This is a genomic window from uncultured Nostoc sp. (assembly GCF_964247315.1).
Taxonomy (GTDB): domain Bacteria; phylum Cyanobacteriota; class Cyanobacteriia; order Cyanobacteriales; family Nostocaceae; genus Nostoc.
On record NZ_CAXTTT010000119.1, the window covers coordinates 1 to 22,510 of the forward strand.

Annotated in this window: 19 protein-coding genes; 11 read left to right on the forward strand and 8 right to left on the reverse strand. The window is 39.7% G+C overall.

From position 1 onward, the window contains the following. Positions 1 to 291: 291 nt before the first annotated feature. From ACFE93_RS27535 to ACFE93_RS27555, 5 genes are all read right to left on the reverse strand, one after another. Positions 292 to 1,608 (reverse strand): hypothetical protein, encoded by a 1,317-nt coding sequence (locus ACFE93_RS27535; RefSeq protein ID WP_375478128.1) that lies wholly within the window; start codon positions 1,606 to 1,608, stop codon positions 292 to 294. Positions 1,609 to 2,406: 798 nt separating this feature from the next. Beyond that, positions 2,407 to 2,736: a hypothetical protein gene (locus tag ACFE93_RS27540; protein WP_375478130.1), complete on the reverse strand. Its 330-nt coding sequence runs from the start codon at positions 2,734 to 2,736 to the stop codon at positions 2,407 to 2,409. A 1,069-nt stretch (positions 2,737 to 3,805) separates the two neighbouring features. Beyond that, the gene (locus ACFE93_RS27545) at positions 3,806 to 4,330 is read right to left on the reverse strand and encodes a hypothetical protein (protein WP_375478132.1); all 525 of its coding nucleotides are present in this window, start codon (positions 4,328 to 4,330) and stop codon (positions 3,806 to 3,808) included. A 109-nt stretch (positions 4,331 to 4,439) separates the two neighbouring features. Beyond that, positions 4,440 to 4,601: a hypothetical protein gene (locus ACFE93_RS27550; protein WP_375478134.1), complete on the reverse strand. Its 162-nt coding sequence runs from the start codon at positions 4,599 to 4,601 to the stop codon at positions 4,440 to 4,442. A gap of 51 nt (positions 4,602 to 4,652) precedes the next feature. Then, positions 4,653 to 5,447, reverse strand: a complete 795-nt coding sequence (locus ACFE93_RS27555; RefSeq protein WP_375478136.1) for a hypothetical protein — start codon at positions 5,445 to 5,447, stop codon at positions 4,653 to 4,655. Here ACFE93_RS27555 and ACFE93_RS27560 point away from each other — a divergent pair. From ACFE93_RS27560 to ACFE93_RS27580, 5 genes are all read left to right on the forward strand, one after another. Continuing rightward, positions 5,430 to 5,720 carry a hypothetical protein gene (locus ACFE93_RS27560; protein WP_375478138.1) on the forward strand — a complete coding sequence of 97 codons (291 nt, stop codon included), beginning with the start codon at positions 5,430 to 5,432 and terminating at the stop codon, positions 5,718 to 5,720. The genes ACFE93_RS27555 and ACFE93_RS27560 overlap by 18 nt on opposite strands. Before the next feature lie 16 nt (positions 5,721 to 5,736). Continuing rightward, a complete protein-coding gene (locus ACFE93_RS27565) occupies positions 5,737 to 5,916 on the forward strand; it encodes a Rieske 2Fe-2S domain-containing protein (RefSeq protein ID WP_375478140.1) in 180 nt (59 codons plus the stop codon). Between the two features lie 179 nt (positions 5,917 to 6,095). Then, the gene (locus ACFE93_RS27570; protein WP_375478142.1) at positions 6,096 to 6,881 is read left to right on the forward strand and encodes an HAD family hydrolase; all 786 of its coding nucleotides are present in this window, start codon (positions 6,096 to 6,098) and stop codon (positions 6,879 to 6,881) included. A gap of 171 nt (positions 6,882 to 7,052) precedes the next feature. Continuing rightward, a complete protein-coding gene (locus tag ACFE93_RS27575) occupies positions 7,053 to 8,231 on the forward strand; it encodes a DNA double-strand break repair nuclease NurA (protein WP_375478144.1) in 1,179 nt (392 codons plus the stop codon). A gap of 397 nt (positions 8,232 to 8,628) precedes the next feature. Then, complete coding sequence (locus tag ACFE93_RS27580) at positions 8,629 to 11,322, forward strand: PAS domain S-box protein (protein ID WP_375478146.1); 2,694 nt, start codon at positions 8,629 to 8,631, stop codon at positions 11,320 to 11,322. Between the two features lie 380 nt (positions 11,323 to 11,702). Here ACFE93_RS27580 and ACFE93_RS27585 read toward each other — a convergent pair whose 3' ends face one another. Beyond that, positions 11,703 to 13,877 (reverse strand): DEAD/DEAH box helicase, encoded by a 2,175-nt coding sequence (locus ACFE93_RS27585; protein WP_375478148.1) that lies wholly within the window; start codon positions 13,875 to 13,877, stop codon positions 11,703 to 11,705. 210 nt (positions 13,878 to 14,087) lie between these two features. Here ACFE93_RS27585 and ACFE93_RS27590 point away from each other — a divergent pair, with 210 nt between their 5' ends. From ACFE93_RS27590 to ACFE93_RS27605, 4 genes are all read left to right on the forward strand, one after another. After that, positions 14,088 to 14,468, forward strand: coding sequence for a Spx/MgsR family RNA polymerase-binding regulatory protein (locus ACFE93_RS27590; protein WP_375478150.1), 381 nt, complete (start codon positions 14,088 to 14,090; stop codon positions 14,466 to 14,468). A gap of 322 nt (positions 14,469 to 14,790) precedes the next feature. Beyond that, positions 14,791 to 15,222: a DoxX family protein gene (locus ACFE93_RS27595; protein WP_375478152.1), complete on the forward strand. Its 432-nt coding sequence runs from the start codon at positions 14,791 to 14,793 to the stop codon at positions 15,220 to 15,222. A gap of 23 nt (positions 15,223 to 15,245) precedes the next feature. Beyond that, entirely contained in the window at positions 15,246 to 15,812 is a 567-nt protein-coding gene (locus ACFE93_RS27600) for a DUF2808 domain-containing protein (RefSeq protein ID WP_375478154.1), read from the forward strand. Positions 15,813 to 16,114: 302 nt separating this feature from the next. Continuing rightward, complete coding sequence (locus ACFE93_RS27605) at positions 16,115 to 16,312, forward strand: hypothetical protein (protein ID WP_375478156.1); 198 nt, start codon at positions 16,115 to 16,117, stop codon at positions 16,310 to 16,312. A gap of 10 nt (positions 16,313 to 16,322) precedes the next feature. On the opposite strand, the gene ACFE93_RS27610 is transcribed toward ACFE93_RS27605, so the two are convergent. Next, positions 16,323 to 17,366, reverse strand: a complete 1,044-nt coding sequence (locus ACFE93_RS27610) for a serine/threonine protein kinase (protein WP_375478158.1) — start codon at positions 17,364 to 17,366, stop codon at positions 16,323 to 16,325. A gap of 323 nt (positions 17,367 to 17,689) precedes the next feature. Here ACFE93_RS27610 and ACFE93_RS27615 point away from each other — a divergent pair, with 323 nt between their 5' ends. Further along, positions 17,690 to 19,033, forward strand: a complete 1,344-nt coding sequence (locus ACFE93_RS27615) for an acetyl ornithine aminotransferase family protein (RefSeq protein ID WP_375478160.1) — start codon at positions 17,690 to 17,692, stop codon at positions 19,031 to 19,033. Positions 19,034 to 19,174: 141 nt separating this feature from the next. Then, positions 19,175 to 20,089, forward strand: coding sequence for a DUF1338 domain-containing protein (locus tag ACFE93_RS27620; protein ID WP_375478162.1), 915 nt, complete (start codon positions 19,175 to 19,177; stop codon positions 20,087 to 20,089). Positions 20,090 to 20,155: 66 nt separating this feature from the next. On the opposite strand, the gene ACFE93_RS27625 is transcribed toward ACFE93_RS27620, so the two are convergent. Then, the coding region (locus ACFE93_RS27625; protein WP_375478164.1) for a hypothetical protein at positions 20,156 to 22,510 on the reverse strand (2,355 nt) is incomplete at its 5' end.

Consider the following 22,510-nt stretch of genomic DNA (forward strand, 5'->3'; position numbering starts at 1 on the left):
CACCCTAACCCTCCCCTTTATAAGGCTACGGTGTACACACAAGTCTTGAAATCCCACCTAAAACTTGGTTTCGTTGCCCTAGCCCTAAAAATTAGCGGGATAAATGGAGTTTCCAGTTGCCCAAAATTTGGGTATTTATGGGGCTGGAAGGGTTGGAACCCTTGCGGCCTATACTTGTGTGTACACGGTAGCTTTATAAGGGGGGTAATAATTCGATTAAAATTACAACCACTTTTTAAACAATTTCTTAGTTATATAAGCTAAAAATAGCAATGTGACATTTGAAAAATCTCACTGGAGTTGCTTGAATTTATTATTTGCCGATAGCAATAACTCTTGAGCTTTTAAATAAACAGTTGTACCTTTTTCTACCTTTTCTAATTGGTTAATTATCCTGTGTAACTGACTAATTATACGATTGCGATCCAAATTTTTCGGGTCAGTGGGAATTGAAGCCATTAAACTTTCTATTTCTTGTTGTGCTATTACTAAAGCCTGTACAGAACTGGACTCAGCTTGTCGTCTTACTTTGACTTGACCCAAATTAGTCTCATAAGTTGCTAATAACTTTTGTGCTTGGGCATAACCAACCAAATCTTCAGAAGAAATCTGTTTTAACCGATTAATGGCTTCTGACCATAAATTTTCTATTTGTTCCCATTCGGTGACTGTGTGCGGTGGATTTTGACCAGCTTTTGCAGCTTGCCAAGAAAATTGCTGTGCTGCGGTAATTAAAGCACTGACGCGTTCATTTCCCGCTGCTAATCCTACAACTTCTTTAAAATCACGCTTGTAGGCATCTAGTTGATTTTGAGCAGTTTTTCCGGCTAAGGTTTGTCCAGGAATCTCTTCTAACTTATCCAGTGCTGAACGCCAAGCTGCGATCGCCAACTTTTTATCGGTTACTGTTGTAGCAATTTGATACTGCTGTTTGGCATTCAATAATGCTTGACTATTATCATTGAACAAGGTTTGAGCGTTCTTTTCTTGAAAAACCTTGGCTTCTAATTGTCCTACTTGACGACGTGCTGCATTCAAACCGTAAACGCTGAACCGCCAGTCGTACCACCAATATTTGTATTCCGGCCAATCGTCAACTAACCCAACTGGCAAGTTATCCAAATGTGTTTTTGTCTGTTGCAGTTGCTGTTCACCCAACACTAAATCTGCTGCACTAGTGGGTTTTTCAATCAAGTATTCAGCTTGCTCAAGTGATACCAACGCCTGCCGATAGTTTTGTTCCACACTCATGTAACTGGGTAGCAATAAAAAAGGCGCATTTTGCACCACAGTTCGGCGAATTATTGGGTAAGGCAGATTCGCCACCCAAATTACACTTGCGGGAATGCCGATAAGTATTGCTATGCATATCAACTTAGTACCTATACCTCTGTTGGCTTTACTAGGTCTTTTTTGATGGGATATACTGCTAACCTGGCCTTGTGCTGCTATTTCCTGTTCTAATTCAGCTAGAGTTTTTGGTTTTGATGGTTTTGCTGGTTGCTTCAGCACTATAGGTTGTTGGCTGATTACAGATGGATTTATCCCAGAAACATTTTGAGAGTTATTGCAAGAAAATTTTTTAGTAATTTTGTGTAAAAAGGTCATAGATAGATTCAGTGCTTAGTTTAGTATTCCCTAACTAAGCTCGAAATAAAAACAATACGTGGCTTTTTACAAAAGCTCCAAGGGTGCGATCGCTACTATATAGTATTTTTGTACTATAAATGGGGTATCCACAGGTGATATTGGTGTGTAAGTTGAAGCAGAAATGGTAGACGTTGTGGCGCGGTTGAGTCTGGTATTGACGTTTAAGGCGTAGCTGCTAAGGGACTTCCAATTAAAAAAATACCCATCCCTTTAGTGAGCAGGGGAGGAAGAATCTAACGATCATCTTCGCTCACTCTCATTAGAATAATTTAATTTCTGGAAGTCCTAAATAAAAAGCCCCTGGTGCTGACCAGGGGTTATCCATCTTTATTCCCTCATTTAGAATGACATCTATGAAGCTATTGTAAATCCGTACCTATGCAATAATTGCATATTTAGAATGATTATTTTACAATAGGCGATCGCCTTCTGATCGAGTATAGATTTTAGTTCCCATCTCAGCCTTTGAGCATGGAAACCACGATTTCAAAATATTCTTCAATCATCGACAACAGTAGAGTTGGGGCACAAAGATTATCAATCGTCTGACAGGTGACTTGCAGAAAGCTTCTCCAGAGATGAAGGGATTTCCAGTTCGCAATCTCAAATATGTGCAAGTATGTACGGGGATTTGCTGAAGCTTATGCAGACGATAAATTTGTACAAGCACAAAGAAGATCGAGTGAGTAGGTATGCAAAAAACGGAGAAAGTATTTGATAATTTCTCCGTCTTTCCGCATCTTCAATAAATAACTACTAAAAAATTCTATTTCCTTCTTCGTCAACTCGCATTTGCCGAATTACGTCGGAAATCTCTTCTGCATCTTTAACATGGTGAAGTGCCTTTTTTTCGCCGTCGGGTTCATCCACAACGAAGTAAGTCGGGACTGTGATTCTCTCGCCTGTAATGTCTGGTACATCATCAACCGCTGCCTGTTTAGCCTTCTCTTCAACTGATTGAGGCTTATCAGAAATTCTATCTCCTGGATTCGCGGTTAAATTTTCTTTGTTTACGTCTAGCTCACGAGAATCCCGGTCTTCAGTTACTGGTTGATTAATTTGATTTTCTTGATTTTTATCACTCATGGCGCTTCCAGGGTATTAGAATATTTTACTTGACTAACATACAGCTTAAAAAATCAAAGACATAAAGAGTTCTTTCTCTGGAGAGAATTTGAGAATATATTCTGAAGAGATTTTGTGAGGAACATATCTGAGGTTATAGTTTAGCTCTGAGGTTTATAAATAACCTCATACTCCAGAAAGAAACAATAATTAAAAATTAAAGTTCAGGAACAATTCTTAAAAACAGCCAATTTTACGAAAATTAACCCACAGTAAACATAAATGTATATTAACAGTAAACCAAAAAGTTTTTCCTCAAAGAGCGAACGCTAAAATACTGGTAGTTTATAATACTAACAAATACGGAATTCTCTAACCAGCAGACATACTATAGATTATGATTACTTATGATTAGTTAGTCGAGAAATTGTCAGTACTAACCTGATGGAAGATAAATGCTTTCAACTACTTGATATTTACGCTGTAGGGCTTGAGATAAAAAGGCTAACATCTGTTTAAGTGTAAAAAGTGTGCGATAAATTAATCGACTCCCTTTCCTTTTACGACTAATTCTGAGCCAAAGAAGATTGACCCAAATATTAACTAGAAGAAAGGATATACCAACAAATAGTAATCTTCAAACTGGATTTTTATTATTTGTTCTGATTCGACAAATATTTTTTAGCCTATAGCTAGTTTCAATTCCAAATCTTTTGCGACAATCTTGATAGATGTAATCTAAATTTGTTTTGAGCTTGTAAGCTACGTAAGCAAAGTATTGAACACCATGCTTTTTATGCTTTCCCTTTCTATATTTACAGACAATCCATAAGTCAAATGTGACTGAATCATCTTCGTCTATTGTAATTGTATAGGTAGTTTTATAACTTTTTTTACTCCGGAATAAATTGCTTGATTCCTTTTTTATTTCCTGTCTTGACAGCAGGCATCATAAATGGAATATCTAATGCTTGTAACCATCTGATTACAGGAGTGTTAAAAAAGCCTCTATCCAGATAGAGCTTTTTTACATTTATCTTAAGGGAGTCAAGTTCTGCTAATAAATAAGTAATTATAGCGACACTGGTATCTAGTTGACGAACTCCACGACAGCAATGGTGACACGCTTATTTTTGGTAATATATGAAGTTGCATAGGCGTAAAATGAATGAGTACCAGATTTTGCTTGACTTCGATATATGTAAGGTAATTCCTCTAATGTTGGCTTATCATAATAGCAAATTAGATTTAAATTAAACGCTATTTTTAAACAACCTTTGTTTAATCTTAAAGGAATTCGCCTCTTCAATGCTTGATTTATCTGCGCCTCTAATTTTTCAAGATTATTGATTTTATTCAGATGATATCTAATATCATTAGCTGTAGGAACATTCTTTAATAATTTGGCTGTATTCTCAATACTATCTCCACTGCTCGCTGCTTTGATGAGAATCTCGAATAAAGTTTGTTGATCACACACCCCTTGAGTTTCAATCAAAAAATTTTCTACTAAACACTCAATAGCTTCCTCTAGGGTTTCTGAGTCTGTTAAAATCGGTTCTTCTGTAAACTCGTTTTTCTTGGTAATTCGATGAGATGAAACAGTCAATTTCAAGAGCCAATATACGACACACTACTTTGATCATTTCATATTTTGAACTTCTGTGAAATATGATAATTATTTGTTATGTAATAAGTGTCGCATAATACTCACCTCTACGTGGTCATTTATTGGTGATGCTTACGGTGTGCGTAGCGATCGCTCTTTTGGAAAAACCTTTTGGTTTACTGATTAATCCTAATGCGATCGCACCGTAGTATAGTAGAAGACCTTTGTTGGAAAATAGAACTGTAAAGTGGGGCAAAGCCCCTCCAAAAATTCCCACTTCACCGCGTCGAGGGATTACCAGACTACCTACTAAAACCCCTAGAGCAAACTATTTGGTATCACTAACAATCCATCTGCTATTTTGGGCATCCCATAAAAGGAAAAAGCGTACAGAACCAGGAATTACTTTTCCAGTGTTCATCAAGTATTTTAATTTAGCATTTACTGTAGCTGTTTGTGTACTTGCCTCTACCAAACTAACTTGTTCGATATCTACGCTTTGAACCTTTCCCCCCCACCAGTCAATGTATGAAAGATAGCCATCTGGATGCAGCCGTTTATTATTTTGATAGCTAGGAGATAGTTGATTCCATCCAGTTTGAAAATCACGTTTATTAATAGTTTCAAAATAATTTTGCACAGCTTGTTCTGGTGTTAGTCTATTGATTTGAGGCTGTGTTGAAGAAGGCAGTTGAGCAGATTGAGTGGGACTAGTAACGTTATTGCTGGGAAATTGTGATCGCGCAGATAATACTTCTTGATCCTGTGGTTCTTTACTTGTAATAGGTTCTGGAGTGATGGAAACTGGGGATTGTGCAGGTGTTGGCGTATCTTGCACTTCATCGCGGGTTGGGGATGAAACGCTTGACTGTACCACTGATTGAGGCGATTTACTAAGGGCAAAACCAATGATTATAGAACCACCAATCAAACCACCTGCAATTAGACTAGCGAGAAATATTTCTCTGTGCCCAGTATTTTGATGGGCAGGTTGATACAAAGGCGCTGGGCTGACAGAAACTGTATTTTGAAGCGTTGCAGGAGGTGCAGTTAGTGCTGGTGGTTGGATATAAGCTACTGTAGGCGGGAAGGTTGCTGCACCAAATTGCAAGACTTCCAGCATTTCTTTAGCAGTGGCAAAGCGATCGCGTGGATGGTAGGCGATCGCCCGATCTATGAAATTGAGGCTAATGCACTATTAACAACCGCAAAGCCAGGAATTCCGATTCTCGTAAAAGGCTTACCAAACCGTAGCGTTGATTATCTGATTTTTCAAGACGGGCCACAAATTGCTGAGTACGCTATCATATCGTGTCCGGTTAAAGACTTATCATTTAGACCGCAGGGGGCAGGGGGAAAGAGGCTTTTGCACTTTTTGCACAGATGCGGGAATTAGAACTAATTAGGCGGACATGATACATGATATCAGTCCAATTTGTACCTATTTAGGATGTACAGTCAAGTGGGATCTTGAGAAGAATCACTTTATTTGTCCTTGTCATGGATCTCAATACGATTCTCAGGGTCGAGTTGTTCGCGGGCCAGCTAAACGTTCCACACCACTAATCACCGTAGTAGTCAAGCAAAAATAAATTCGTTTAGTCGATCGCAAACTTGCTGTAGATCCTCGTTAACCTACTAATAACCAATCAAATGTCACAATTCCACCATACTTTTTCAGCAAGTTATAAATTATAAAAGACTAACAAAAATTACTGCATGATTTAAATTTGTCGGGTAAGCTGACAACAGCAGTTTTATTCTCAAACCAATGACCGCAAGTAGTCCCAAAATTTTAGCCCTGGACTTTGATGGAGTGATTTGCGACGGATTAATTGAATATTTTGAGGTAGCATGGCGTACTTACTGTGAAATTTGGTCTTCTGCTAACGACACACCGCCAGATGATTTAGCTTTGAGATTCTATCGCCTAAGACCTGTTATTGAAACGGGTTGGGAAATGCCCATTTTAATTAAAGCCTTGATAGATGGAATTCCTGACGAAAAAATTCTTCATGAATGGGTAAGCATTGCCCCACAAATTTTGTTAAATGACAAGCTACAAGCAAAAGAAATCGGTGCGAAAATAGATAAGCAGCGAGATGAATGGATTACCACGGATTTAGGTGGTTGGCTAAGTCTGCATAGATTTTATCCGGCGGTAGTAGAAAAAATCAAATTAACTATTGACAGTGGAGTAAAGTTATACATTGTGACAACTAAAGAAGGGCGTTTTGTGCAGCAGTTGTTGCAACAAGAAGGAGTGAATTTACCACCAGAAGCAATCTTTGGGAAAGAAGTCAAGCGTCCCAAATATGAAATTTTGCGAGAATTAATCCAATCAGAAGGAGACAAGTCAGTTAGTCTCTGGTTTGTAGAAGATAGACTCAAGACATTACAGTTAGTCCAACAGCAAGCAGACCTTGAGGATGTGAAACTTTTCCTTGCAGACTGGGGCTATAATACCCAAGCAGAAAGGGAATCTGCTCAAAACGATCCGCGAATTCAGTTGTTATCACTTTCTCAATTTGCCAAAGATTTCTCAGCTTGGCTTTAATATATTAAATATCTCGTGAAAAAGAGACGTAGCACTGCTACGTCTCTACAAGGATTCTGAATAACACATATTTAATTTCTGGACGTATATATATAAATAAAATATGTATTTTGTAAATTTAGGTGAAATAATAACTTACAAGTATTCACTCCTCACTTCGCACTTACTTTTATGCTTGACCTAACAAAACTGGCGCGAGAAATGCAGGGTTTAAGTCAGCATCTTACTTTAGAAGCTGCTGCTAGTCGTCAGCGTTTAGAACTGGCACAACAACATTTAAAAAATGCTTACGAGTGTCAACAAGATTTAATCGATCGCCAGGAAAAATGGCGCGATCGCATTCTCTTTGCTAATGCTACCCCAATTGAAGCACTAGAAACCTGCATCGATATCCCTGTTCCCCCAAAAATTCATACTGTCATTGCTACCGATGGTTCTCAAATTGCCCCCAACCATCATGAAATTGCTTACTGTTATCTGCTAAATATCGGCAGAGTTGTCTTACACTACGGACAAAATCGCCATCCGCTACTGGATAGTTTGCCAGAAGTATTTTACCGCCCAGAAGATTTATATATGTCTCGGCAGTGGGGAATTAGAACCGAGGAATGGATGAGTTTTCGCCGCACTGCTTCCGAAACAACGGTGTTAGCAGAACTTGCGTGTAGTGCAGCGCTAGGGGAAACGCCAGCGCTAGCGATGGTAGATGGTTCGCTAATTTACTGGTTTTTAGAACAATTACCGATGGATGCACGCGATCGCATTTTACCCCCCATCCTGGAAGCTTGGCAGCAGATGCGTGAGGCTAAAATTCCGTTGATGGGCTATCTTAGTGCCTCTCGCAGCATCGAAACAATGAACTTTTTACGGCTATTAGCTTGTCCCCATCCAGTACCAGACTGTAAAAGTCATTGCCCAAATCAGCTAGAAAAAGTACCTTGTAAAATTTTTGAACAGTTGCGAGATACTTCTGTTTGGGCAACCCGACTCAAACCCGGACAACGTAGTACCTTGTGGCGCAGTAATTCCCCCATTTTGGAACTCTACGGCGATCAAACCATTTACTTTTGCTACGTCCACGTTGGTACCGAAATCGCCCGAATTGAAGTTCCGGCATGGGTAGCGGAGAATGCAACCATGTTAGACCAAGCACTAGGACTGATGTTAGCACAAGTGCAAAAAGGATATGGCTACCCTGTAGCGATCGCTGAAGCGCATAATCAAGCAGTAGTAAAAGGTGGCGATAAAGCGCGTTTTTTTGCCCTACTCGAACAACAAATGATTAAAGCTGGTTTGAAAAACGTGGGAACTTCCTATAAAGAAGCTAGAAAGCGCGGGAGTATTGCTTAAAATAATTCGTAATTCGTAATTCATAATTAAATTCTGAAGTACGAATTACGTTTTACGGTTTTAATACCTTAGCTATTTAAGGAAAATGACAGATAAAAAATTATGTAACACTTCTTATCTTAAATTTAAAATCTAAATGTTTACTTTACAGCTTTTTAGGGAAACCTTTATTTAGTAGAGAATTAAGTCAACAGCTAGCTAGCTTACTCAGTAAAAACTAGTAGATACTTATTGACTTTACTATCAAGTTCATTACGTTTTTATTCGTAAGTAACCAGTCTTAGTCATAACTGACATTAGGCAAGTTTCTAGATTGAAACATTTATTGCAATGATTATTCAATTTTAACGATAAACGTATTAAATTTCCTCCAAAAATATTCATACCTAAAAAGCTGATGAAACTAGTTAAATCTGAGTACAAACAATATGAAGAAAAATACTCTCGATTTTTCTCACTTTCTATAGATTTATTGTGTATTGCTAATTTCGATGGTTATTTTAAGTATTTAAATCCAGTATGGACAAAAACATTAGGTTGGTCAATTGATGAACTAGTTGCTAAACCTTTTATCGAATTTATTCACCCTGAAGACCGTGAATCAACTATTGCAGTAGCCCAAAAAATCACCCAATCTTTAGACGCAATCAGCTTTGAAAACCGCTATCTTTGTCGGGATGGTTCTTACAAATGGCTATCATGGAATGCGACTGGCTTTACTGAAGAAAAATTGATTTATGCAGTAGCTCATGACATTACTATTAATAAAAAAAATGAGATAGCGCTAAACAATTCTATCCACGAATTAGAAGCTTTTAAATTTGCCTTAAATGCCCATTCACTAGTAGCTATTACTGATAGAACTGGAATAATCACTTATGTCAATGACCTATTTTGTCAAGTTTCTCAATATTCTTCAGAAGAACTTTTAGGGCAAGATCATCGGATTATCAATTCTGGACACCACACAAAAGAATTTTTTGCAAATTTATGGAAAACTATTGCTCAAGGAAAAATATGGAAGGGAGAAATTCAAAATAAAGCTAAAGATGGTACTTTTTATTGGGTAGATACTTTGATCGCCCCAATGTTGGGACAAGATGGAAAACCCTATCAATATGTATCAATTCGTACAGATATTACACAGCGCAAGCTTTCAGAGTTAGCTTTATTGGAGCGATCGCGCTTGTCAGTTTTGAGTGCAGAAGTCAGTTTAGCTTTATCTCAAAGTGGCACACTTCCAGAAATTCTGCAAAATTGTACAAATACTATTTCCCAATACCTTGATATCGGCTTTGTTTGTATCTGGACATTTGAAAAACAGACAAACCAGTTACAATTGCAGGCTGGCGTTCATTGCACAGATATTACTTGTAGTACTTTGAGTGATACCCAAGATTTCCCACAGCATATCGCTTTAGTCAATAATATTATTGGCTTAATGATTCAAAATCATCAAGCAATTTTTAACGAAGAATTATCAATTAATAATTCCAATGAACTTCTCAATTCTACATTATCAATTTTACGATTTTCTGCTTATCCCCTAATAGTAGAGCAGCAAATAATCGGTATAATGGCTTTATTTAGCAAGCAATTATTTACCGAACCAACTCATAACCTATTAAATTGGATTGCTAATAATATTGCTGTGGCTATTGACCGAATTTGGGCACGAGAAGAACTCTTCAGTCGGCGGGAAGCTTTATTACTGCGTTTAGCTAGCCAAATCCGCAGTTCTCTTAACCTAGATATGATCTTAGAAACTGCTGTGAATGAAATTCGCAGCTTATTACAAATTGACCGTTGCTACTTTCTTTCTTATTTACCGCACCCATCCCAAGCAAGCCTAACTATTACCTATGAAGCACGAAACCCTAACTTGGCAAGTATGTTAGGCAATATTCCACTGCAAAAAAGCACTTTTTTAACTCAAAATCTTCTCTCTCAAGAACTAAGCTGCATCGACAATATTAATAGCAAATCACATCTCGAATATGATGTGCAAGAACTTTTAACTGAGTTTGGTATCACATCTCAACTAATGCTACCAATTAAGAGTAATTCTGGGGAAATTGGAGCAATTGTGTGTAGTCATTGTAGTGGCGATCGCGTTTGGAATAACAGTGAAATTAACCTATTACAAGCTGTTTGCGATCAACTAGCGATCGCTATCGATCACGCACAACTTTATACCCAAAGTCGCGCTGCTACTTTAGAAGCTCAAACTCAAGCTGAAAAACTCACCGAAACCTTGCATAAATTGCAACAAACTCAATCTCAACTGATCCAGAATGAAAAAATGTCTAGCTTAGGACAATTAGTCGCTGGAGTGGCTCATGAAATCAACAATCCAGTTAGTTTTATTCATGGTAACTTAACCTATGCTAACGAATACTTTCAAGAGATGTTAACTCTCTTGCACCTTTATCAACAACATTATCCCCAACCGGAAGTAGAAATTGAAAATTTTGCTGCAAAAATTGATATTGAATTCATTACTAGTGATCTTTCTAAACTTCTATCCTCGATGAATATGGGTACTAATCGTATTCGTGAGATTGTTTTGGGATTGCGAAATTTTTCTCGTCATGATGAAGCAGAAAAAAAACTAGTTGACATTCATGAAGGAATTGACAATACGTTATTAATTTTGCATCATCGCTGGAAAAATAATGGAATTGGCTTAAATATATCTATAGTTAAAGAATATGGCGATTTACCTTTAATTGATTGCTATCCTGGGCAGCTTAATCAAGTATTTATGAATATTTTAACTAATGCAATCGATGCTTTAGAAGAATCAATGGTGAGGATAAAAACAAATCATAAACCGCAAATTATAATTCGTACCAACATTTTAGAGAGTAAATTTGCTGTCATCCGAATTGCTGACAACGGATTAGGAATGGTAGAAGATATTAAAAAGCGCTTATTCGATCCATTTTTTACTACAAAAGAGGTAGGAAAGGGAACAGGTCTAGGACTGTCAATTAGCTACCAAATTGTAGTAGAAAAACATGGTGGAATTTTGAATTGTGTATCAGAACCAGGACAAGGCACAGAATTCTGGATTCACATTCCAATTTAAAATACTCTACGTTTAAAAACGCCACGATTTTACGCAAAGCTGTACTTTGACATTTGTTTCAGAAAAAATATGTAAATAGCCCTCTGCTCACATGTTATGCGTAACTAATAACTGACTTTAGTCCACATAAGCAAACTAAGGTAAGTTAGTCGTTCAGTACTCTAAGATCGAGTATCTATAATTTAAATTGAATTTTATGAACAAGTGCTTAGTAGCACCGTGGCTCGTTACTAAATATTGCTTATTCAGTAAAAGTAGAGTTCTGATTGTAGCGGCAATCATAGCGCGAGTACAGGCTGTACTAGAAAAAATTATGATTTGCGATCGCTCTAGAGATTAATTAAAAAATAGCTGATTTTAAATAATTACGAATTAGGTTTTTATTCTTTCCACAGTGCTACTTGCTGTTTCAGTTCTCTCAAATCCAAATAATCGTTAGCAAAAGCTTTCCGTAAAAGTGGATGAGGAATAAAACCATCATATTTTTGAATTTTCGGTGCTTCTGAAGTACTAATTAAATCTTCTGAAGTAATTCTTTGTTCGCACAATGAAGTAATTTCACGATAAAGATATTTAAATTTATCCTTGCCTAATTTAATTGTCAAATAATAGGGATTTACTCCGCCAATACTTGTAATTTCTAATAATTCCCGGCAGTACGAGTTGAGCAATCTTTCTAAGGTGCGATAAGCAACCGTACCCATCCAAGGAAAAATACAACATTCACCTTTCTCTAATTCTATAATATTGTGTTTATCTAATTCAACCTGCTGCACTAATTTGCGAACTTGATGTAAGCGTTGCAAAGCATTTTTTTGCAAGTAACTGTACTCGATATTCTCAAATAAGACTTGCTGCATTCTTTGCAAAACTTTGGTATGAATAGTCCCACCACCACCACGCCAATAAATACTAGATTTACCCTCAGCTTGTTTAACAAAAATAACCTTTTTTTGAAAGTCAACTTCTACGACTTCCCAAGTTCTGCCAGCTAAAGCAAATTGATTACCAACAGGAAGTGGCGTGACAATACTGCCAACTTCTGTTGAACCTTGCTTAACAATGTATTCTTGCTGTTCAGCAAAGACAGCATAAAACTGAAATTTCCTCACCACCTTTTCTCCTGCCAAACCCAGGATTAATTTACCTTGTTCAGTATGCTGAATATGACCAATATCAATTAAATAGCGTAGTAATAGTTGTAAATCCTCTTTAGAAATTGTAGCAAAGGGCGGCAGACTAAAAATTTGTTTAGCTAAAGCATTAGCTGAAATTTCTCCTGCGGCTGTTAAAATACTCATTGTTTGGTGATAAAGCAAACTCAAAGGATATTTAATTGGTCTAATTGGTTCAATCCATTGTTCCTCTAAATAAAGTTGAACGATCGCAATACACTGTAAAAGTTGCCAAGGGATTTGTTCTGGCAGAGAAGCTTCTGATAATGGCTTCTCTTCAGCGCATACAAAACGCATATCAGCAGCTTCACCTCTTCTACCACTGCGTCCCAAGCGTTGTAAAAAGCTAGCTACAGATAAGGGTGATTCTAACTGAATCACTCGCTCTAAATGACCGATATCTATGCCTAATTCTAGAGTTAGAGTGGCGGCGGTAACAGCTGGATTGTTGGGTTCACGCATCGCATTTTCAGCAGCTTGCCGTAAGCTAGCAGATATACTCCCATGATGCACATGATATATATCTGGTAATCCTTGTTCTGTGGCAATTTGTCGCAAAGATGCAATTACAGATTCGGTTCGTGTGCGATTATTAGCAAATATCAGGCATTTGCGAGACTTGCTGAGGTTGAAAATATATTGTTCATCAGCTGTCGCCTCTGATTCATCTACTTTATCAGTAATATAAAAATGTTCTACAGCTAGTTTTATTTGCCGTTTTATACCGTCAATTGTTGGTGTAATTACTGGCTTATCCGTTCCCGAACGCAACCACTCTTCAGCTATGGAGTAATCACCAAGAGTTGCTGATAAACCAATACGACGTGGTTGTTTTTGCGTCAACTTTGCTAAACGTTGCAACTGGCAAATAATTTGACAACCGCGTTCTGAACCCATAAAAGCATGAATTTCATCAATAATGACAAACCTTAAATCACCGAATAAGCGGAGTAGGTCGTTATTTTTATTAATTAGCAAACTTTCTAGAGATTCTGGGGTAATTTGGAGAATGCCTTGAGGATTCTTTAAAAGCTTGTTTTTTCTAGTTTGGGAAACATCGCCATGCCAGTGCCAAACTGGAATATCTGCTTCTTTGAGTAAGTCATTGAGACGCTCAAATTGATCGTTAATTAAAGCTTTGATTGGACTAATATATAATGCGCCAATTGTGGCAGCAGGGTTGGTATGTAATAGAGTCAAAACTGGTAAAAAAGCTGCTTCTGTTTTACCAGCAGCAGTTGCAGCAGTAACTAGCAAGTGAGCATCAGTGTCAAATATAACTTGACAAGCGGCAATTTGAACTGGACGTAATTCAGTCCACTGGTGATGATAAATATATTCTTGGATGAAGGGTGCAAGTCGACTAAAGGCATCGCTCATATTTTTTATGGATGAAAGTGTTAGTAAAACTACTCCTTGGTATTTCAGAACCCTCGAATCATGGATAGACGAGTTCCATACTTGGAATTACCGATTACTAAAAGCGATCGCTACCCTTAAATTTCTGTCGTAGATATTCTACGACAAGAGCATTGGTGGCAGAAGTTCCACCTACTATGTCATATATGAAGATTGTTGCTTAATTGTTTTATGTCTATTCAAGTCTACGGAATTCCCAATTGCAGCACTTGTAAAAAAGCTTTGACGTGGCTCCAACACAATAATATTGACCATGAGTTTATCAACACCAAAGATACTCCGCCGACTCGTGAGATGATTCAAAACTGGGTAAAGTCTTTGGGTTTTGCTCCCATGGGAAACACCTCCGGTCAATCTTACCGCGCTTTAGGAAATGAAAAGAAGACTTGGGCTGACGAACAGTGGGTTGATGCATTCACTCACGACGCAATGCTGCTCAAACGTCCACTTTTCGTCAAAGATGGAACAGCTGTGCTGGTTGGCTTTAGAGATGAGGTAATAGTTCGAGAAAAATTAGATTTAGCTTCAGGAGTGCTGAATGCTGAGTGCTGAGTTACCCCATAGTTAAAGCTAGGGAGGAACTATATTATTTGGCGTTATTATAGCGTTTCTTAATCATACAAGTTACAATATCCCCCTGCCCACGAACCAGCGGGGAGAGGGGGTTGGAAGTGGGGTTCTTGTACCTCACTTAACCGAAAACCGATATAGCGCGATCGCCTAGTTCGGTGCATCAGTTATACTTATACTTGCAATCGCTTTTGTAAGTACTTTGGAAAATTTTGTCGATTTTTACTCCTATTGACTCAATGCAGATTAACATCCATCAGTCAAACTGAAGTAATAGGGGCAAGTATATAATGAAGCAAAAACCATGAATAAGGAAATATTACGTGTCATCCTTGCTATATCCATCATTGTGGTTGGGGTGACGCACTTTGCTATTCCAGAACCTTATGTCAAAATTATGCCACCACAACTTCCTTACCCTTTAGGATTAGTTTATCTCAGTGGCTTTTATGAAATTTTGGGTGGTATTGGGTTATTAGTTCCGCCTGTAAGTCAAGCTGCTGCTTGGGGACTTATTGCTCTTTTTATTGCGGTTTTCCCTGCCAACATCAATATGGCGGTTAATCACATTCAGCTAGAACATATACCAAATTCACCTTGGGTACACGTAGTTAGACTTCCCTTTCAAGCTGTTTTAATTGCTTGGGCTTGGTGGTACACAAAATCTTCCTTTGGGGAAAAACAAGCTTCTATCATTCCTAAGTCACTGATTCCTAAGGAACTAGAATTAGAATAAGTGCGTTTTTTTATATCTGAATCATGCGCCTCACAACTTTGTTTGGAATAACACTCTCGTTAGCAATAGGTATTGGAGAAGTTACGCTTCCGGTGACTCAAGCTGTGCAGCTTAGAGATGGCCTAGTCTATTTCGTCCAACCGCCGACACTTGTTAAGGCGACAACTACTTACAACGAGGTGAATGTTTGGGGCGCAACTTACTATTTCACTATTAATGTGCCGGAAAATGCTGGAGAATCCCTCCAGAAGGTAACGATCGCCCAAAAAGAAGGCTCAGAAAACATCCGCTACAATCTTGATGATACCCATGCATTTGTCGGCACACGCGATCGCAAAGAAACGCAACTGCAACTAGGTTCAGTCATAAGCGAGCGCAAGATACGCACTGTTTCTGTAAGCTTTGATCCACCTGTAACTCCAGGACAGACAATTACAATCGCCCTCCGCCCTGTGAGTAATCCCAGCTTTTCTGGTGTTTACTTATTGGGTGTTACAGCATTCCCTGTGGGTGAAAAATCTCACGGTCAATTTCTTGGCTTTGGACGGTTTCAGTTCTACAGCAATCGGGGAAGTTGGTTATTCCCATAGAAGGAATAGGGAATAGGGAACATTAGACCTCTTGCAAAAATCCTTGAATTACCCCTCCCCAACCCTCCCCTTGTGAAGGGGAGGGGGCAAGATTTCAAGTTTCCCCCCTTTATAAGGGGGGATTAAGGGGGGTCTATTCGACTTATGCAAGAGGTCTATTAGCTGTCCGTTTTGCCAGAACATATACCTAAATTTATTGATGGCTAATGTTGATTCTGACACGCTTTTTGTGAGTTATGGTGGTTGGCGTTGGTGAATTAGGAAAGCTCACGCAGAGGCACAGAGAGGAAGATTAAGGTTTTGTGGCTATTGCTAAAATAACTATTGGAGTCGCAAAAGCAACAAATGCGACTTTAAAACTAACTATTGGAGTCGCAAAAGCAACAAATGTGACTTCAAAACTAACTATTGGAGTCGCAAAAGCAACAAATGTGACTTCAAAACTAACTTTTGGAGTCGCAAAAGCAACAAATGTGACTTCAAAACTAACTTTTGCGTAGACGTGGCCTACTACCTATTTTGTGGTTGAGTGGAAGTGGAAGACGATGGGGTTTGTTGTGTCGGGGGTGCCGGTTTGTCTGGAAACCAATCTTTGAATAAGTCTGTACCATCTTTGATTCCTGATATCAAGGCTGCAAATAAGGCTAATACACTCATAATCTCTAATATCCACGCCCACAAGGGTTGTGTCCAAGGGAGTTTTGGAAGAGAAAGACTTGCTGTGTTTAAACCCAATTCTTTTAACCAGTCTTCTACTGTTTGGGGACGGTTGTCGGGTTGTAGTTCCATTGCATGGAGAATGGCTTGATTGACGCGATCGCTAATCTTATTATTCAATTCGTTAGGTGGAATTAAACGCTTATTATTATCTTGGCGCTCAATAGCACTTTCTGGCAGTTTTCCTGTTAATAAAAAATATAAAGTTGCCGCAAGAGAATAAATATCAGTCCAAGGTTTACGTCGCGCCTGTTGTCCAGGAGAGTTGGAATACAGTTCAATTGGTGTAAATTTATCAACTAAGCTACCGCGACTTGACACTGGGTTATCAACGAATCTTCGTGCTAAGTCGAAGTTTATCAAAACAACCTGATGCGTACCTGCCCGCAAAATGATATTTTCTGGATTCACATTTCGATGCAAAAACCCTTGTTCATGCACTACTATAAGTGCTTTTCCAATTTGTTGGATGTAATCTAAAGCCTCTTTTTCAGGCATAAATCCTCGCGGTTGGACAATCTTGGCTAAATTATCTCCTGGAATATACTCCATGACCATGCATTTTAAATCACCTGACTCAAAGGTATCAATGACTTGGACAATATTCGGATGTTTGCATATTGCTAGTTTGCGGGATTCATCTGCAAAACCTGATTTTAAGCGATCGCGGTCTTCGTTACTTAATTGATTAAGCAAATTGGAATTCAATGTTTTAATCACAATATTCTTGCCATCCCGATCCTCAGCAAGATAAGTAATAGCGAACTTCCCCTGTCCTAACTCTTGTTTAATTTCATACCGCTCGCGGTGTAACTTATGTCCAGATGCCCAAGTCATTGGTTGATTATCTTAGAGACTTTTATTAATTTTTGCATATAGCAATTTTGCTGTGGATTTAATACACTTCCTTTCGCAAATCTTCTGTAGCTTGTCCCCTGCCATCCAATAGTGAAGCTTTATCCTTGTTTCAAAAAATATAATCTGACGCGATCGCAGAAGTTGTGTTATAAAAACGGGCAAAGTCTTACAAAATACGAAAATCTTTACTATGAAGCTTTTCAGTAAATGCGTAATTCTTACAGCAATGGAATCAAATGCTACTGTAAGCAATCAAGCTTTAGCGTTTAATCATCAGTAATCTTTAAAAAGTTGAAAAAATTATGTTAAGTATTCCTATAAAACTAAATTTACCTCTTACACCCCGTATAGTAACTTCCTTACCTGGGCCTCGCGCTCAAGTAATTGTACAACGCGATCGCGCTGTAACTTCCCCTTCTTACACCCGCGATTACCCGTTAGTTGTATCTCGCGGCCAGGGCTGTATGGTGGAAGATGTGGATGGCAATGTATTTCTGGATATGACCGCAGGTATTGCCGTTACCGCCACCGGACACGCTCACCCGGAAGTCGTTAAGGCAATTCAAGAACAGTCGGCACGTCTATTGCACATGTCAGGGACAGATTTTTATTATGAGCCGATGGTGGAATTAGCGGAACAATTAGCAATTCGCGCCCCTTTTCCCCACCCCCAGAGTGATACTGCGTTTCCTGCAAAGATATTTTTCACCAATTCCGGGGCAGAATCCAACGAAGGAGCAATTAAACTAGCTCGATATTACACCAAGCGATCGCTAATTGTAGCATTCTTAGGCGCATTTCACGGACGCACTTATGGAGCAATGTCTCTCACTGGTTCCAAAGCAGTGCAACGAGCTAATTTTGGGCCTTTAGTTCCTGGGGTGACTCATATCCCTTACGGCACTCACGCTAGCTTAGATTACTTGGAAAAACAGTTATTTAGCACAATTTTACCACCGCAAGAAGTAGCGGCGATCGTCGTCGAACCAATTCAAGGAGAGGGTGGGTATATCGTACCCGAAAATGGTTTTTTGAAACGGATTCGGGAGATATGCGATCGCCACGGTATTCTGATGGTAGTGGATGAAGTGCAAGCAGGGATGGGGCGCACTGGTCGCTTATTTGCGATCGAGCATTGGGGTGTGATGCCTGATATCATTACTACTGCTAAAGGTATCGCCAGTGGTATGCCATTAGGAGCGATACTTGCCAGACCAGAGTTAATGACTTGGCCTCCCGGTTCTCACGCTACTACATTTGGTGGTAATCCCGTAGCTTGTGCTGCTGGTATTGCCACACTGCGACTGCTAGAAAGTGGTTTAATGACCAACGCTACCCAAATGGGAGAATTTTTACAAGCTAGTCTTACCGGGTTGCATCAAAGATTTCCGAGAGTATCGCCGCCACGAGGTAAGGGTTTGATGGTAGCGGTAGATTTATTGGATGAACAAGGTAATCTCGATTATAAATTGCGCGATCGTATTATCCAAGAAGCTTTTTTACGCGGTTTATTATTGCTAGGTTGCGGTAAAGCAGCAATTCGTTTCTGTCCCCCTCTAGTTATCGATAGCGACCAAATTCAGATAGCCCTTCAAATTATCAGTGAGATTTTAAGTTCTTCAAAAATCATCGGGAGTGGGGAATAAGGGGAAAGGAAATAACCAATGCCCCTCAAGAGTGCTGAGTCATGAGTGCTGAGTGCTGAGTTGGAAATCTCGCTTCTTTACTCAAGACTAGGAACTCGGAACTATTTTGCCCCATGCCCAATCCCCAATCCCTAATACTTTATGAAACCTGAAATTGCCCTTAATTTATGGAAATTACTTTGGCAAGAATACAGTGCCAGGGTAAATCATGCCCGTACCTACCAGCAAATGATTACTGCTGCGGGTGGTACTGTCGCCAACGACCACATCGCCTTTCGGTCTTTGCGTTTATTAGTAAATACTGCACAAGGTCAACTTAACTTAGGAATTGACTACCTGGGACAACTTGCAGAAGCTTTGGGTTACGTGGTGGCTGGAGAGTATACTTTTGCTCAAACTCATTTGTACGCCCGTTATTATCGTCATCCGCAGCAAGAGGAATTTAACTTACCCAAGCTGTTTATCAGCGAGTTGATTGTCGAGGAATTGCCTAGCAATATTGCTCAACTCATCTCTACAACAGTATTTTCAATCCCCAAGGAACTGACCTCACCCGTTACTCTTCTACAAAAAGACGGGAACACTGAAAGCATTGCCAAACAACTCCAGCAAGTCTTCACCCGCCCTTGGCTACCTCCCCAGCGTTCTGTTATCGAAGAAGTGAATCAGGTTACTCAGTATGGGGCTTGGGTGTTGCTGCACGGATATGCTGTTAACCACTTCACAGGCTACGTCAATGGACAGAATACCCCAGAATATCCAGACATTGATACTACTGCCAGTGCTTTGGCTAACCTGGGTGTACCAATGAAAGCAGAGATAGAGGGAAATGTTGCTTGTGGTTTGCGGCAAACTGCAACTCAAGCAGTAACAGAAATGGTGACAGTATTAGATGATAACAGTGGTGCAGAAATTCCAATTCCTTGGACTTATGCCTATTATGAAATTGCCCAGCGCTATCTAGTAGAAGTGGAATCTGAAAAGCAGATACTTTTTGATGCTTTTTTAGGAAGTAATGCCCAGCAATTGTTTGAAATGACTCGTCTATCTAAATAGTCTAGCGTTGCTAGCAAAGGATTCAATTTCAAGGTTCCGAGCTAGTAGTTTCGTGTTTTGAGCAAATTATGCTTGCAAGACAAAATCTGATGCTGTAAGAGTTGGCGCACCACTTAGAGTTGCAAATAGACCACCACTGCCGAAACCAGCTGCACTACCATTTTGGTTGTAGAATAATTGCCCACTCACAGCGTCATAGACAATTTTCGCCGTGCTAGTCGCGGCGGAAGTTGTGATTTGAAAATCACTCTTGTTACTAAAACCTGTTCTTGCAGTAGAAGCGACTGCACTAAAGCTAGTCTTATCCAGTACAATCTTGTCACCTTCAAGACTGTTAAAGTCACGAATGATATCTACACCAATTACAGAGCCGTTAAAAGCAGCATTGGTATTGTAAAGGAATATATCAGCACCAGCACCGCCAACAAGAGTATCATTACCTGCACTACCAATGAGGGTATCATTGCCAGCGCCACCACGTAGATAATCGTTGCCACTCTTGCCATCGATGATGTCATCACCTCCCTGACCATTAATCACATCATCGGAGTTGTCAAAACCTGTGATGTTATTGTTAAGGTCATTGAGGAAGGTGACAGTATTTTTATTGAATAAGTTAGTTTGAGTGGAGTTGGCATCGAAGACATCAAAACTGTCAGTGATGTTAGTTTGTCCATCAAACTCTATATTGCCTATAGCTGCTCTGCTATCTGATGCTGGGAAATTATCCAGGTTTTCTAGTTGAAAGTTTTGCAGGATGACTTTGGTATTGCTTGTATCTTCAAAAGTGACTTCTAGATTGTTGCCATTTTGAGTTAATTGCAGATTTTTAGCAGTCAATCCACTACCTGTAAATTCCAACGTGTCCACTTGAGGAATCACTGATACTGAAGCTTTTGAACCTTTGCCTACACCGCTGAAGTCGGTTATGGTGTCGATGCTATCGCCAGGGTGAAAGATAAATTTATCTTGACCACCCAATCCCTGAATGATGTTATTGTCAGGCGTACTGATGAAAATATCTCCACCAGGAGTTCCGGTGATAAATTTCTGGCCACCCAAGCTGGTTATTGCCACTGCACTAGTGTTACTGAAACCTTGCCCATCATCAATGACAAACTCAATTATGGCGTTAACAGTAGTGGCAGCAGTATTGTTGTAAGTAAGGCTGTTGAGAACTTGTCGGTAATTGGCAATGCTATCAGTGCCGTTTAGGGTAAGAGTACCTGTGGTGGCGTTGTAAGTAGAGGTGATGTTACCAATGGTAGTGGCATTGAGACTTTCGGCTGCGCCATTTAAGAGATTGGTAATGGTGATGGTGGCACCAGTTAGGGTAGTGTTGTTATCGCTGAGGGTGAAGTTGGGATCGATGATGGAGACTGGAGTGCCGCTAAAGGTGGTGCTAAAATTAATTCCTGAAGAATTGCCGTTGAGGTCAAGGACAGGGGCGTGGTTGCCAAACAACACATAACCTCCTTGCCCCCCGATAATCACATCATCAAGACCATCGCCGTTGATGTCGCCCGCACTGCTGACAGACCTGCCTGATGAAAATAAACTTGAATTGCTTTTAATGATAAAGCCCGACGTGCCATTAAGGCTGGAAAGATCAAAACTGGCAGCAAAACCGGACTTACTGCCAAACACCACGTAGCTCTCCCCGGAATTATTTGACCCGATAATCAGATCGTTGATGCCGTCACCATTAATGTCTCCGGCACTGCTGACAGAGATGCCTGATTGGTCAAGTGCATTGATGCTGTTGATGGCAAAGCCGTTAGTGCCATTTAGGTCAGAGAAGTTGAGTTTGGGATCAAAACCAGACTTACTGCCAAACACCACGTAGCTCTGCCCTGAGAAGGCGTTGGAGGAGGATATATCATACGCCCCGATAATCAGGTCGTCAATGCCGTCACCATTAATGTCTCCGGCACTACTAACAGAGATGCCTGAGTTGATACCGTTAATGACAAAGCCGTTAGTACCGTTGAGGGTGGAGAGGTCAAGGCTGCCACTAAAAGCGGACTTGCTGCCAAACAACACGTAGGTCGTCCCTGAAAAGTAGCCGTTGGCGTCGCCACCTCTTGACGTCATTATTAGGTCGTCAATGCCATCGCCGTTGATGTCTCCCGCACCGCTGACAGAGTAGCCTAAGTCTATGCCGTTGATGATAAAGCCGTTAGTACCGTTGAGGGTAGAGAGGTCAAAGCTGGCACTAAAATCTTTTTTGCTGCCAAACACCACGTAACTCTGCCCTGAAAAGTAACCGTTGAGAGGAAAAGGATCTGGTGGTGGTGCCCCAAGAATCAGGTCGTCAAGACCGTCACCATTGATATCTCCTGCACTGCTGACAGACTTGCCTGGTGAGAAGGAACTTGGATTGATACCGTTGATGATAAAGCCGTTAGTGCCGTTGAGAGT

Coding starts and splice junctions, on each gene's coding strand:
- ACFE93_RS27535 (WP_375478128.1), bottom strand. CDS start 1,608: ATGACCTTTTTACACAAAATTACTAAAAAATTTTCTTGCAATAACTCT.
- ACFE93_RS27540 (WP_375478130.1), bottom strand. CDS start 2,736: ATGAGTGATAAAAATCAAGAAAATCAAATTAATCAACCAGTAACTGAA.
- ACFE93_RS27555 (WP_375478136.1), bottom strand. CDS start 5,447: ATGCTGGAAGTCTTGCAATTTGGTGCAGCAACCTTCCCGCCTACAGTA.
- ACFE93_RS27565 (WP_375478140.1), top strand. CDS start 5,737: ATGATACATGATATCAGTCCAATTTGTACCTATTTAGGATGTACAGTC.
- ACFE93_RS27570 (WP_375478142.1), top strand. CDS start 6,096: ATGACCGCAAGTAGTCCCAAAATTTTAGCCCTGGACTTTGATGGAGTG.
- ACFE93_RS27575 (WP_375478144.1), top strand. CDS start 7,053: ATGCTTGACCTAACAAAACTGGCGCGAGAAATGCAGGGTTTAAGTCAG.
- ACFE93_RS27580 (WP_375478146.1), top strand. CDS start 8,629: ATGAAACTAGTTAAATCTGAGTACAAACAATATGAAGAAAAATACTCT.
- ACFE93_RS27585 (WP_375478148.1), bottom strand. CDS start 13,877: ATGAGCGATGCCTTTAGTCGACTTGCACCCTTCATCCAAGAATATATT.
- ACFE93_RS27590 (WP_375478150.1), top strand. CDS start 14,088: ATGTCTATTCAAGTCTACGGAATTCCCAATTGCAGCACTTGTAAAAAA.
- ACFE93_RS27595 (WP_375478152.1), top strand. CDS start 14,791: ATGAATAAGGAAATATTACGTGTCATCCTTGCTATATCCATCATTGTG.
- ACFE93_RS27600 (WP_375478154.1), top strand. CDS start 15,246: ATGCGCCTCACAACTTTGTTTGGAATAACACTCTCGTTAGCAATAGGT.
- ACFE93_RS27610 (WP_375478158.1), bottom strand. CDS start 17,366: ATGACTTGGGCATCTGGACATAAGTTACACCGCGAGCGGTATGAAATT.
- ACFE93_RS27615 (WP_375478160.1), top strand. CDS start 17,690: ATGTTAAGTATTCCTATAAAACTAAATTTACCTCTTACACCCCGTATA.
- ACFE93_RS27620 (WP_375478162.1), top strand. CDS start 19,175: ATGAAACCTGAAATTGCCCTTAATTTATGGAAATTACTTTGGCAAGAA.